10 protein-coding genes are annotated in these 13,229 nt (G+C 48.4%); 5 read left to right on the top strand and 5 right to left on the bottom strand.

From position 1 onward, the window contains the following. Positions 1–132 precede the first annotated feature (132 nt). Together VN105_RS13710 and ispG are read right to left on the bottom strand one after the other, a co-directional pair. Complete coding sequence (locus VN105_RS13710) at positions 133–426, bottom strand: hypothetical protein (protein WP_325641789.1); 294 nt, start codon at positions 424–426, stop codon at positions 133–135. 81 nt (positions 427–507) lie between these two features. Next, a complete protein-coding gene (gene ispG, locus VN105_RS13705) occupies positions 508–2,469 on the bottom strand; it encodes a (E)-4-hydroxy-3-methylbut-2-enyl-diphosphate synthase (protein WP_325641787.1) in 1,962 nt (653 codons plus the stop codon). 142 nt (positions 2,470–2,611) lie between these two features. On the opposite strand from ispG, the gene VN105_RS13700 reads away from it, so the two are divergent. From VN105_RS13700 to VN105_RS13685, 4 genes are all read left to right on the top strand, one after another. After that, positions 2,612–3,475: a helix-turn-helix domain-containing protein gene (locus VN105_RS13700; protein ID WP_325641785.1), complete on the top strand. Its 864-nt coding sequence runs from the start codon at positions 2,612–2,614 to the stop codon at positions 3,473–3,475. Between the two features lie 113 nt (positions 3,476–3,588). Further along, positions 3,589–5,004, top strand: a complete 1,416-nt coding sequence (locus VN105_RS13695) for a TolC family protein (protein WP_325641783.1) — start codon at positions 3,589–3,591, stop codon at positions 5,002–5,004. Positions 5,005–5,040: 36 nt separating this feature from the next. Next, positions 5,041–8,283, top strand: coding sequence for an efflux RND transporter permease subunit (locus tag VN105_RS13690; RefSeq protein ID WP_325641781.1), 3,243 nt, complete (start codon positions 5,041–5,043; stop codon positions 8,281–8,283). A 16-nt stretch (positions 8,284–8,299) separates the two neighbouring features. Further along, the gene (locus tag VN105_RS13685) at positions 8,300–9,448 is read left to right on the top strand and encodes an efflux RND transporter periplasmic adaptor subunit (protein WP_325641779.1); all 1,149 of its coding nucleotides are present in this window, start codon (positions 8,300–8,302) and stop codon (positions 9,446–9,448) included. A 348-nt stretch (positions 9,449–9,796) separates the two neighbouring features. Here the strand turns inward: VN105_RS13685 and def are convergent, their stop codons facing one another. Then, a complete protein-coding gene (gene def, locus VN105_RS13680; protein WP_325641777.1) occupies positions 9,797–10,318 on the bottom strand; it encodes a peptide deformylase in 522 nt (173 codons plus the stop codon). 101 nt (positions 10,319–10,419) lie between these two features. On the opposite strand from def, the gene VN105_RS13675 reads away from it, so the two are divergent. Next, positions 10,420–11,211 carry an AraC family transcriptional regulator gene (locus VN105_RS13675; protein ID WP_325641775.1) on the top strand — a complete coding sequence of 264 codons (792 nt, stop codon included), beginning with the start codon at positions 10,420–10,422 and terminating at the stop codon, positions 11,209–11,211. Between the two features lie 58 nt (positions 11,212–11,269). Here the strand turns inward: VN105_RS13675 and VN105_RS13670 are convergent, their stop codons facing one another. Together VN105_RS13670 and VN105_RS13665 are read right to left on the bottom strand one after the other, a co-directional pair. After that, on the bottom strand, positions 11,270–12,064 hold the full coding sequence (locus tag VN105_RS13670) for a tetratricopeptide repeat protein (protein WP_325641773.1): 795 nt from the start codon (positions 12,062–12,064) through the stop codon (positions 11,270–11,272). 9 nt (positions 12,065–12,073) lie between these two features. Then, positions 12,074–13,096 carry a VWA domain-containing protein gene (locus VN105_RS13665; RefSeq protein ID WP_325641771.1) on the bottom strand — a complete coding sequence of 341 codons (1,023 nt, stop codon included), beginning with the start codon at positions 13,094–13,096 and terminating at the stop codon, positions 12,074–12,076. Between the last annotated feature and the right edge of the window lie 133 nt (positions 13,097–13,229).

The following is a 13,229-nucleotide window of genomic DNA, read 5'->3' as shown; positions in this document are numbered from 1 at the left end:
CGGAGAGAGGTGGCTTTGCCGGCAGCCCTCGCGGCGCGCTGAAAAGAGAGGGTAAATACACGCTGATTACAAAGGGCTGCATCAAACGTTGATGCAGCCCTTTGCCAGAAAATCAGTCCGTTGAGTTGGGCTTTATGCTTTTTTCTTCCCTGCGTTTTTATTGTTTGATTTATAGCGCATGTCTGGTGTTCCGTCTTTTTTTGTTGGGCCTGCGGGAGTTGCAGCTGCTTTGTTTTCCTTATAGCGTTTGTCCGGTGTGCCGTCTTTCTTTGTTTTTGTGGTGGCAGCAGCAGGAGCAGCAGCAGTTGTTTTTTCAGTTTTGGCTTTAGTGGATTTTACTTCTTTTTTTGCGGTGGCGGGTGTTTGCGCCATTGTTACGGTTAAACCCATAAACATGGCCAACAATCCGGTCAGGAGCTTTTTCATATCAAATATGTTTTATGAAAATTTAAGCTTTTTCCGGCATTGCTGTATCCGCTTCTGCTGTTTTTAAGCCAGATTTAATAATTAGTTTTTCTCTACCCACATACCGTTTTCGCGGATGAGGTTTATCAGTTCGTTTACGGCTACATCGCTGCTGAGGCCGCGTTTCACGATTTCCTTGCCGCGGTAGAGGGTAATTTTACCAACGCCGCTGCCTACATAGCCAAAGTCGGCATCGGCCATTTCGCCGGGACCGTTTACGATACAGCCCATGATAGCGATCTTTACACCTTTCAGGTGATGTGTTACCGCACGGATACGGGCGGTGGTTTCCTGTAAATCGAACAGGGTACGGCCGCAGGAGGGGCAGGAGATATATTCCGTTTTAGAGATGCGGGTACGGGTAGCCTGCAGGATGCCAAACGCAATGTTATTCAGTGTAGCGTGCTGGCGGGGTTGAAGCTCCTGGTTGCTCAGCCATAGTCCATCGCCAAAGCCATCCAGCAGCAGTGCGCCGGCTTCAGTGGCATGGTGGATCAGGTGTTCATCTGCCGAAGGCTGATTACTGATACTATGGATGATAACAGGTACCCTGATATTTTTATTAAGCAGTAAGATGAATAACCGCCTGATAGCCGCCATAGCATTACTGCCGGTGGCCGTGGCTACAAGAACGGTGCTGGCGGCAACAGCAGGATTGGCCAGTTGCAGCAACAGTTGCTCATGGTGTTCTGTATCCAGGTGGTTGCAATCAAATTGTACAAAGTTGATCCGGCCGGTTTCATTTTGTTCACAGGCCGTTACGTAATGGCGGGCGTCAAAATAAGGTACCAGCTCCTGTTTGCCGGTTATGCTCTGCCAGTACTCTGCATCTACCACCACCCGCAGGGTGCCGGGCAATCCGAAGGAAGGCAATTGTTTGCCGGTGTAAATATAATCAGCGGCAGCATCTCCGATGTTCCATTTGTCGCTGGGCTCATCATATGTGTAACCAATGGCCGTCAGATCGGATGGCTGTAGGGTTTTATTGTCGCTGAAGTCTGCCACCACCACGGGTACCTGTTTATCGCCAATATTCTCTACAGGCGCGCTTTCGCGGCGTTTGTATTCGAAAGGGGAATAGGGGATATTTGTTACCGGCGGAATAGCCGTATAGTCGTTACGGTTAGTATATCTTCTCACAATATCCTTGCAAACAGGCAGTTCGAATTGAGGATCTTCTGTGAGGGAAACGCGGATGGTATCGCCTACACCGTCTTCCAGGAGAGTGCCTATGCCAATGGCTGATTTAATACGGCCGTCTTCCCCGTCGCCGGCTTCTGTAACGCCCAGGTGCAGGGGGTAGCAGTGGCCCAGCTCCTGTTGCATGGTTTGTACCAGCAGGCGGTACGCCTGCACCATTACCTGCGGGTTGCTGGCTTTCATGCTCAGCACAATATTACGGTATTGCAGGTCTTCTGCGATGCGTAAAAATTCCATCGCGCTTTCCACCATTCCCATGGGGGTGTCTCCATAGCGGCTCATGATACGGTCGCTCAGGGAGCCATGGTTGGTGCCTATGCGCATAGCAGTGCCATATTCCTTGCAGATCTTTACCAGCGGGGAAAAGCGTTCGCGGATGCGGTCTATTTCTTCCAGGTATTCGCTGTCGGTATAATCGATCTGTTCAAATTTCTTTTTATCAACATAATTCCCCGGGTTTACCCGTACTTTTTCCACGATGCGGGCGGCAATTTCGGCTGCGTTCGGCGTAAAATGGATATCGGCTACCAGGGGAGTGGTATATCCCTGTTTTCGTAATTCGTTTTTGATAACGAGCAGGTTATCGGCTTCCTTTTTACTGGGGGCGGTAATGCGCACCAGTTCGGCCCCGGCTTCAATACAACGGATGGTTTGCGCCACGGTGGCGGCAGTATCCAGGGTATCGGTGGTGGTCATGGTTTGAATGCGGACCGGGTTAAAATTTCCAATGATAAGATCTCCCACCTTTACTTCCAGTGTGGCCAGTCGCTTGTATTCTGTAAGAGAGTCGCAATAAAGCTGCATACGTAATTTTTATTTCCTGCGGAAGCAAAGTTAGTAAAAGCCGGGTGATATACCACCCAAACTTAAAGCTACATTAAATTCCATGAATGGCTGGCGCAGGGCTATATAAATAGGGGATAAAGGCGTATTTTTGAAGCACTTTATGTTACTGAATAAAAGCATAGATATACCTTACCAGCAGTTACCTTTTTCCGGACAGTTCAATGTAGCTCCCCTGGGCATGTTCCGCAATGAGCTAACGGACCAGCCACACCGTCATGATCATTTCCAGATCATCTGGATCACCAAAGGAAAAGGCAGGCATATGGTGGATTTTGTGTGGTATGATGTGGAAGACAATATGATCTTCCTGCTTCGTCCGGGGCAGGTGCACCAGCTGGATTGTGAGCGGGAAGGCTATTTCCTGTATTTCACGGAGCAGTTTTATTTTACCAATAAACACGATAAAGAAACCCTTTACGATTTCACCTCGCTTTTCGATAACTGGCACGGATACGGGCCCATCAGTACCAGCGGTAATACTACGGAATCCCTTCTTGGACTGATACAACTGATGAGCAGGGAAAAAGCCTGCGCACCCGCCTGCAGCCGGGGCATTGTGAAGCATTACCTGAATGCTTTCCTGTTGCTCATAGAACGGGAAAAGAAACGCAATGCCACGGAAACCATGATGCCGCTGGCTCACGATGCACGTGTACTGCAGTTGCGCCGCCTGCTGGAAGGGCATTACCGGACGGAACACCAGGTAACCTTTTACGCCAGCGCTTTTGCCCTCACCCCAAAAAGACTCAACGAAATTACCAAGGAAACCACCGGTCGCACAGTTACGGAATTATTACACGACCGGATTGTACTCGAATCAAAAAGAAATCTTGCCTTCAGTCATAAAAGTGTCAAGGAGATCTGCTATGAGCTGGGATTCGAGGACCCTGCTTACTTTAGCCGTTTTTTTAAGAATAATACCGGCATTTCACCCCAGGACTTCCGCGACATGATGTTCAAATAGTACAAGTCAATAGCTGAATTGTCCTAACACCCGCCACTTACCCCTGTCTATATTTGCATACTTATTTGTGAGCCTGCATCAGTCGGCTTTTATTAGACGCTATAGATTAATTTATGAACATCTGGAAACCGCTTTGCCTGCTGATTATTGCAGCAGGCTGCAGTTCGGCGGCAGTGATGGGTCAAACCCGCCCGCTTACCTTGCAGGAAGCACTACAAACAGGACTGAAAAATTACCAGTCTATCAAGGCAAAAGAAAACTATGCTAAAGCAGCCACAGAAAATATCAGTGCAGTAAAAAGGGAATACTTACCTGACCTGAACCTCGCCGCTCAGAATAGTTACGGTACCGCGAACGGTGAAACCGGCCCTATGTGGGGATACAAAGGCTGGACCACCGGCGCTTCCGGGCCCACCCTGCCTTCGCAGAACTGGAATGCCGCCTTCGGCGGATTATACCTGGCCAATATCAGCTGGGATGTAGTCACCTTTGGCCGCCAGCACGCTAAAGTACAGGCTGCAAAAGAGCAATTATATACCAACCAGGCCGACCTGGAGCAGGAAAAATTTGAACAACAGGTACGCATCGCCGGTGCATATCTTAACCTCCTGGCGGCGCAGCGGCTGAGAGGTTCCATGGAATCCAACCTGAAACGGGCGCAGGACCTGCAGCATATTATCACATCGCGGGCGTTGAACGGCCTCAGTGCCGGGGTAGACAGCTCCATCGCCAACGCAGAAGTATCCAAGGCAAAACTGACACTGGTAGATGCAGTGAACTATGAAAATGCGCAAAGCAACAAGCTGGCGGAAATGATGGATGTACCTCCGCAGGATTTTATCCTGGACACCACCTTTGTAACCAAAATACCTAACCAGCTGCTGGAAACGGTATCTGCACAGGATTCTGTATCGCTTAAAGATCAACCGCTGCTGAAATTATTCAGCTCCCGCGTAACATTAAGCGATGCCAATCAGAAGCTGATCAGTAAAAACGCCATGCCCCGCCTGTCGTTTATGGGTGTGATGCAAACGCGCGGTTCAGGTTTTGACTACGACTACAGCGCTGCAAACCTCAGTCATTACAGCCAGGCCTACTGGCCGGGCGTGAAACCGCAGATATCCAATTACCTCGTAGGGCTTAACCTTTCGTGGACAGTAACAGACCTCTGGCGCACACATTCACAGGTGGCCCGCCAGCATTACACCACAGAAGGATTGAAAAATGAATACAATCAAACCTACAGCCGCCTGCAACATCAACTGCAGCTGTCGGAACAGCAGATAGACAATGCGGTGAAGAAATACCGCGAAGCACCGATAGGGCTGAAAGCTGCCAGCGACGCTTTCCTGCAGAAAAGCACCTTGTATGAAAACGGGTTGTCCAATATTGCCGATCTGGCCCAGGCACTGTACAACATTAACCGTGCGGAAACGGACCGGGATATTGCCTACAATGGCGTATGGCAGGCAATATTGTATAAATCAGCTACCGTAGGGGATCTGCAACTTTTTTTGAATCAACTGTAATTAACCGAAGGGCCATCCTTTCCTGAATATAATTGTATGAACCTGATCAGAACCGCATTACAAAAGCCAATAGCCATCATCGTAGTAGTGATGGGACTATTGTTTTTTGGCATTCAGGCAACGCGGGATATTAAAATAGACATCTTCCCGGATCTTAACCTGCCGGCTATATACGTATCACAGCCTTACGGAGGTATGTCGCCGCAACAGATGGAAGGGTTTATTGCTACCAATTACCAGAACCTTTTCCTGTATGTAACAGGTGTCAGAGATATTGAGGCCAAAAATATCCAGGGTCTTACCATGATCAAGATCTCCTTTTATGAAGGAACAAACATGGCACAGGCAGCGGCGGAAGTAACCGCCATGGCCAACCGCGCATTTGCCTCCATGCCGGCGGGTACGCAGCCGCCCTTTATTATCCGGTTCGATGCATCTACTTTACCGATTGGCCAGCTGGCGCTGAGCAGCCCCACACGTTCCAATAATGAACTGCAGGATCTGGCCATGACGTTGGTACGCCCTTCGTTCAGCCGTATCGGAGGCCTCACCTCACCCGCACCTTTCGGTGGTAACTCACGTACTATCGTGATCCATGTGGATCCTGCGCTGATGCGCAGCCACCATCTTACGGCCGACCAGGTAGTAGCCACCATTAAAGATAACAACCAGATATCGCCGGCAGGTAACGTGCGTATCGGCGATATCACTTACCTCACACCGGCTAACACCGTAATACGTACCGTAAAGGAATTTGAGAACATTCCACTGGTAATGGGAGATGGCCCTACCGTGTTTGTAAGAGACGTGGCGAAAGTGGAAGACGCGGCGGATATTACCAGCAGTTACGCAGTGATCAATGGAAAACGCTCTGTATATCTCCCCATTATAAAAACAGCAGATGCTTCCACCTGGACGGTCGTAAATAACCTGAAAGCTGCCTTACCAAATATCCAGAAATTATTACCGGAAGATGTAAAGATCTCGTTTGTGTTTGACCAGAGCGTGTATGTGATCAATGCTGTGAAAAGCCTTATCAGCGAAGGGGTGATAGGAGCAGTACTCACTGCGCTGATGGTGCTGCTGTTCCTCGGCGACCGCCGTAGCGCCTATATCGTGATCATTACCATCCCGGTATCTATCATCATCGGGGTGATGTTCCTGAAACTCTTCGGCCAAACCATCAATATTATGACCCTGAGCGGTTTGGCGCTGGCTATCGGGATCCTGGTAGATGAATCTACGGTAACCATTGAAAACATCCACCAACACCTGGAAATGGGGAAACCCAAAGCCCAGGCTATCTGGCATGCCTGCCAGGAAATTGCTTTCCCGAAATTGCTGATCCTGCTGTGTATCCTCGCGGTGTTTGCACCTTCCTTTACCATGAAAGGCGTGCCCCGCGCGATGTTTATGCCACTGTCGCTCGCTATTGGTTTTTCCATGATAGCGTCCTACCTGTTATCGCAAACGCTGGTGCCGATCCTGGCCAACTGGATGCTGGACGCCAATAAGTTCAGGCATCATGGCCACCCGCATATACATAGCGGTGATGCACATAAAACAGCCGGTTATATTGAAACAGAAATTGCAGATGAGAAACAGCATGCTAAAACTATCTCCGGGTTCGACCGTTTCAAGCTGCGCTTTATAGGCTGGCTGGAAGGACTAATGAAAAAAAGGAAGCTGGTGATCGGCGCTTACTTTATTGGGGTTATTGGTATAGTAGCATTATGTATGAGCATTATAGGCCGTGATATTTTACCTAAACTGAATAACGGGCAGTTCCAGCTAAGGCTGAAAGAGCCTACGGGAACACGGATCGAACGGACGGAAGCCATGCTTGTTAAATCAACACAGATCCTGAAGGAGATCGTCGGCGCTAAAAACATCGACATCACATCTTCCTTCATCGGTACTCATCCATCTTCCTATTCTACCAACCCCATTTACCTGTTTATGGCTACGCCAAGTGAAGCAGTGCTGCAGGTAAATATGAAAGAAGACTTCCACATCAACATGGACGAGTTCAAGGAGAAATTACGTAAGCGTATCCATGAACAGATGCCGGAAGTGAAAATGAGCTTTGAGCCAATAGACCTTACAGATAAGGTGATGAGCCAGGGTGCATCCACGCCCATTGAAATTGCCATCATGGGTAAAAACCTGAAAGAAAGTGTGCCCTACGCGCAAAAGGTGCTGGCGGAAATGAAGAAGATCCCTTACCTGCGGGATGTGCAGATCAATCAGCCGATGGATTACCCGGCTATCCGTGTAAACATCGACCGGGAAAGGGCCGGCCAACTGGGGGTAAGTATTACGGATATCGCCAAATCACTGACGGCTTCTACTTCATCCAGTCGTTTTACGGAAAAGAACAACTGGCTGGATGAAAAGAATGCCACGTCTTATTTTGTACAGATCTCTGTACCGGAAAATGAAATGTCGAGCATTAATGATATGGCGGCTATCCCGATCAGTAAAAACAACACCCGTCCTTCATTGGGCGATGTGGCAACACTGCAGCCTGATACCGTGGTGGGAGAGTACGACCGTATCGGTGCGGTGAGGATTGTATCTATTGGCGCCAATATCCACAAGAAAGACCTGGGTAATGCTTCCGAAGCAGTAGCAGCTGCTATTAAGCGCGCCGGTGAGCCGCCACGTGGTATTTCCGTAGAAAAACGCGGCTTGATGAACCTGCTGAATGAAACACTGGATAGCCTGCAGTCGGGGTTGCTGGTGGCAATTATTGTAATACTGTTATTGCTGGCAGCCAACTTCCAGTCGTTCAAAGTAGCGTTGGTGGTTGTTTCTACCATTCCTGCAGTATTGGCCGGATCGCTGATCATGTTGCTGATCACCGGGTCTACGCTCAACCTGCAATCGTATATGGGAATTATCATGTCGGTGGGTGTATCTGTTGCTAATGCAATCCTGCTGATCACCAATGCGGAAAAGCTGCGGCTGGAAAACCACGACTCCCGCAGATCCGCACTGGAAGGCACTTCTATCAGGCTGCGTCCTATCCTGATGACGAGTATTGCCATGGTGGCAGGTATGATCCCAATGGCATCGGGCCTGGGTGAGGCAGGCGATCAAACGGCGCCGCTGGGCCGTGCGGTTATCGGGGGACTGATTGCCAGTACTTTTGCGTCGCTGTTCATTTTACCGTTGATCTTCTCCTGGGTACAGCAGAAAACAACCGTGAAATCCGTGTCGCTGGATCCCGAAGATGAAAACAGCCAGTATTACGTTCCGGGTGCGGCACGTGTATAATTCAAGTATAACTATAATGACTAAACGACATATCAATATCATGAATATAAATAAATACAGCCCGTCGTACCGGGTCATGACGGCTGCTGCATTATTGCCTCTCGGTTTATTCTTCGCCTCCTGCCATAGTTCGAGGGCAGATGACGATAATGAAAATGAAGATGGCCGTGTTCAGGTGAAAATCATTCATCTGCAGAAAAGCCAGCTGAATGCTTCCCTGAAATTGCCCGGGGAAATAAAGCCCTTCCAGTTTGCCGATCTCTATGCCAAAGTGAACAGCTATGTGAAAAAGGTGAATGTGGACCTGGGCAGCCAGGTAACTGCCGGCCAGGTACTTGCTACCCTGGAAGCCCCGGAAATGAATACGCAATTGATGGAAGCGCAGTCGAGGCTGCACACAAAAGAAGCCATGTTCCGCGCCAGTCGCGCCACTTACGAACGCTTGCTCAAAACAAGCAAGGTACCCGGAACTATTTCTCCCAACGACCTGGACATGGCGTTTGAGAAAATGAGTGCCGATAGTGCGGAGTTGCTTTCTTCCCGTTCTTCTTACCACGAAGTGCAACAGATGCTGGGGTACCTGGTGATCCGCGCGCCGTTCAGCGGTGTGATCAGCCAGCGTAATGTGCACCCGGGCACTTATGTAGGCCCTGCCGGCAAGGGATCAGATAAACCGTTGTTCCGTTTGGAAGAACAACAGAAACTGCGTTTATCCGTGGCCGTGCCTGAAATTTATACCGACGATGCGCACCACGCAAGCGATGTTCGCTTTACCGTAAAATCCCTGCCCGGAGATACTTTTACGGCGAAGGTAAACCGTATTGCCGGTAGCCTGGATGTGAAGCTGCGCTCCGAAATACTGGAGATGGATGTAGCCAATAAAGCCGCCCGCTTGCTTCCTGGTATGTATGCTGAAGTACAGATGCCAATGCCTGGTAAAAAAGATGTGTACATCGTCCCTAAATCCGCCATTATCAGTAATTCCGAAAAAATATTTGTGATCAAGGCAGTGAACAGTAAAGCAGTATGGGTGCCGGTGAAATGCGGTAATGAATCCAACGGACAGGTGGAAGTTTTCGGTGATCTATCCGACAACGATCAGCTGGTGCAGAACGGCAGCGATGAAATAAAAGAAGGAACGCCGTTAACAGCGGTTGCAAAATAATGTGTGTTTAAAGGTGGGAAGTTGTTTGAAGAAAAGGAATCAACAGGAGAAAGGATCATCAGACAAAAACAGGGAATCAACGGACAGAAGAATCATTTAATCGGACTGTATTCGGCAAGGTAAAGAGTGACGGGTAGCAGTTAAACAACTTCCCTGATGAATCAAGCATTACAGCGCTTCCGGAAAGGGGGCGCTGTTGCTTTAAAACACGAAAGAGAATTGTTACACCGCGTAACAGTTGTAGGTTTAGGTAAAACGGCCGGAATATTCCTGTTCCGGTTTTTTTATGCGCGTGGATGTTGTCCTGGTTCAGGATTATAGGATTACATTGGATTTTTTTATTGAATTTTAAGATGTTTTCATGGGGTACGGTGTTTTTACTTTGCCTTTTGCGATGGCCTTCAGTTTATTTTTTAACAGGGATTTTTTCAAGGGAGATAGATAGTCGAGATAGAGTTTCCCGTTAATGTGATCATATTCATGTTGTATGGCCCTGGCAATATCTCCGCTGAAGCTGGCCGTATGTGTTGTGAAGTGCTCGTCCTGGTATTGCAGTGTAACAGTGGCTGCGCGTGGCACATCTTCCCATATTCCCGGAATGCTGAGGCAGCCTTCCGTATCGTGTATTACTTCTTCACTGTACCAAAGTATTTCAGGGTTAATAAATGTGATTTTAAAATCATCTGCAGGTACTACGAAAAGGCGTACCGGCCTGTTTACCTGCGGCGCCGCCAAACCTGCTCCGTTGGCGTGTTCCAATGTAGCCCACATATCCCGGATCAGGGCGGTGATCCCGGGTGTGGCCGGGGTAATTATTTCGCATGGTTGTCTTAATATATTGGCGCCATAAGCAACGATGGGTAAGATCATTTTTCTTTTTTCTGCAAAGGAATAACGGCGGGAATAACTGTAATAGTAAATTTTAGACGCTTGTAAAACGGGTAATTTGTTTCTGCGTAATTTTGATCGTTATGCCGGTAGATATTCTTGCCCATCTCCTTTGCGATCAGCCATCACCAGCGGTGAAGGTGTTGCCGCCATCGCCTGCGCTGGAACGGGTGGTGGAGTGCTATTGCTGGTATACACAGCAGTATAGCCGTAAAGTATGGGCTGCGCTGGACGGGCAACCGGCGCTGGTGTTTTTACTGAATCGTGGAAATGTTCAGTTTTCCGGCAGGAATAAAATGAACTTCAGCGATGGGTTCTTTTGCAGTGGCATCCTGGAAAATACTTACCTGGAACAGGTTGCAGCCGGGACGCGGTTGTTGGTAGTAAAATTTACGACAGATGGATGGGCCTGGTTAAAGCCGCTGTTGCCGCAAACGATGGCGCCGTTGGCGCCCTTGCCGGCAGCGTGGCTGTTGCTGCTGCAGGATATCAGGAAGGCAAGGCTCCGCAGGCAACAAAGCATGCTGCTCAATCAATTCCTGGAGCAGCGGGTACCTGGCAATATCATGGGCAACTATCTCCTTCATGCTGCCGCTATGATGATAAGGCAATGTGGGGGAAGAACAACAGTGGCAGAAATATGTGATGCCCTGCATGTAAACTACAAATGGCTGGAAAGAAATTTTCGTATGGCCACAGGAGTTACCCCCAAGCACTATGTCAGTAATATCCGGTTCTTACATGCGTGGACTGACGTTCACAAAGCGGAACAACCGCTCACCGGCATTGCACTGGATAATGGCTACTACGATCAGAATCATTTTATTAAAACGTATAAGAAGTATACAGGAAAGATACCTTCCGCCATTAAATAAAACATCCCAAAGCGGGAATGCCCGCTTTGGGATGCGTGATATGGAGAGGATGAAAATGTTACCAGTCTTTATCTTTCGGCACTACCTGACCTTTTACTTTTTTGGCTTTGTCCTGCAACTTCTTTTCTTCCTGTGATAAAGCCTGCAACAGGCGTTCTGCCTCCTGTTTGCTCATCTTGCTGGGCTGTGGTTCCGGCTTCTGCTGCTCCTGGTCCTGCTTGTCTTTGTCGCCTTTGTCCTGGTCTTTATTCTGTTGATCCTTGTTCTGGTCCTTGTTTTGATCCTTATCTTTATTCTGCTGATCTTTGTTCTGGTCTTTATTTTTGTCTTTGTTCTTATCGTTTTTATTCTTGTCTTTATTCTTATCCTTGTTATCCTTATTATCATTGCCACCGCCGCCTTGCTGTTGTTTTTTCAGCATGGCCTGGGCATAGGCCAGGTTGTAGCGGGCGTCTTCATCGGCGGGGTTGATCTTCAATGCCTGTTTATAGGATTTGATACTTTCTTCCCATTTTTTGCCTTCCATAAAAGTGTTCCCGATATTATAATCAGCATCGGATTTTATAGCTGGCTTGCCGCCCAGTTTAAGGCTGTTGGCGTATTGTGCGCGTGCATCATCATAGCGCTTTTGCTGGTAAAGCGAGTTGCCGAGGTTATAGCTGCCTTCGGCCGACTGTGCATTTTGTTCCAGCGCTTTTTTATAGTTGGCTTCCGCATCGGAGTATTGCTGTTTTTTATACAGCTCATTCCCTTTGCGGATGTATTTATTACTGCCATTTTGCGCAAAGCCAGCCAGGCCGGTAAGCATCACAGCGGTAACAAGCAAACAATATTTTATAGAGATGATTTTCATGCTAATAAATTAAACTGCCGGTGATCCGGGTGTAGTACGTTTATAACGAACCTCCGGGATAAAAAATTCAATCAGCAGCAGTGCCAGGCAAATGCCCAGGAAATACTGAAAATAACTATTGTAATCTGTAAAAACGTTCTCGCCAAATTCTTTCTGCTCCATTCCGTCTATTTTGGCGACAAGTGTATTCACTACATCATCGGTGTTGTTATCAAGATGCTGGTAAATGCCTTTGCCGGCAGCGGCAATTCCCCTAAGCTCTGTTTCGTTCAATTTCGAAATAACGGTATTGCCTTCCCTGTCTTTTTTGTAACCACCGGTTTCCGGGTCCGGCAGGGGAGAACCAGCTACGGAACCAATGCCAATGGTATTGGTAACAGCGCCGTTTTCGAAAGCTGCTTTGGTGCGCTGCAGGGCCGTTTCATCGTGATCTTCCCCATCGGAAATAATGATGAGGGCCTTATGCTTACGTTCTTTTTTATTGAATGCCTCGTCAGATACCTGTATAGCCTGGCCAATAGCGGTTCCCTGGGTAGGGATCATGTCCGGAGATACGGTGCTGAGGTACATTTTTGCGGCGGAGTAGTCTACCGTAAGGGGCATCTGCAGGTAGGCGTTGCCGGCAAATACCACGAGGCCCACACGATCGTTGTCCAGTTTATCCATCAGCTTGCTGATCAGTTGCCGGGCGCGTGTAAGACGGTCGGGCTGCACATCAGTGGCCAGCATACTTTTACTCACATCCAGCGCTATCATTACATCCACGCCTTTACGGGTAATCTTTTCCATGCGGCTGCCTTTTTGCAGGTTGGCAAGTCCTATCACTCCAAAAAAGAAGGCCAGGAAAATAAGCAGGAACTTTAAAACAAACAATTTACGGGAGTAGCCGGTAAAAAGCTTCTCCACCAGCGCCTGATCCCCAATACGGCGTATGGAACGGCGTTTCCACCACGATACGCCCAGGAAGGCCACCTGTAAAACCAGCAGGAGCACCAGCGCCCATAAATATTCATTATGCTGAAATCGTAACATATTCGATTTTAAGATATCCGTTACCGGTAGTAAACCAGGTAAGATATCAAAAATAATTTTTTTGTCACGTATTACAAGCCGTCGGGGTGGGGTTTTATCGTTTTTTTAACGATCCCGGGAGTTTACCGGAAGA

It is taken from the genome of Chitinophaga sp. (assembly GCF_035564935.1).
Taxonomy (GTDB): Bacteria; Bacteroidota; Bacteroidia; order Chitinophagales; family Chitinophagaceae; genus Chitinophaga.
This window is presented reverse-complemented; position numbering and strand designations above follow the sequence as displayed.

Bases quoted from the DNA above. Each gene is read 5' to 3' on its own strand.
- VN105_RS13710 (WP_325641789.1), bottom strand. From the start codon at position 426: ATGAAAAAGCTCCTGACCGGATTGTTGGCCATGTTTATGGGTTTAACC.
- ispG (WP_325641787.1), bottom strand. From the start codon at position 2,469: ATGCAGCTTTATTGCGACTCTCTTACAGAATACAAGCGACTGGCCACA.
- VN105_RS13700 (WP_325641785.1), top strand. From the start codon at position 2,612: ATGTTACTGAATAAAAGCATAGATATACCTTACCAGCAGTTACCTTTT.
- VN105_RS13695 (WP_325641783.1), top strand. From the start codon at position 3,589: ATGAACATCTGGAAACCGCTTTGCCTGCTGATTATTGCAGCAGGCTGC.
- VN105_RS13690 (WP_325641781.1), top strand. From the start codon at position 5,041: ATGAACCTGATCAGAACCGCATTACAAAAGCCAATAGCCATCATCGTA.
- VN105_RS13685 (WP_325641779.1), top strand. From the start codon at position 8,300: ATGACTAAACGACATATCAATATCATGAATATAAATAAATACAGCCCG.
- def (WP_325641777.1), bottom strand. From the start codon at position 10,318: ATGATCTTACCCATCGTTGCTTATGGCGCCAATATATTAAGACAACCA.
- VN105_RS13675 (WP_325641775.1), top strand. From the start codon at position 10,420: ATGCCGGTAGATATTCTTGCCCATCTCCTTTGCGATCAGCCATCACCA.
- VN105_RS13670 (WP_325641773.1), bottom strand. From the start codon at position 12,064: ATGAAAATCATCTCTATAAAATATTGTTTGCTTGTTACCGCTGTGATG.
- VN105_RS13665 (WP_325641771.1), bottom strand. From the start codon at position 13,096: ATGTTACGATTTCAGCATAATGAATATTTATGGGCGCTGGTGCTCCTG.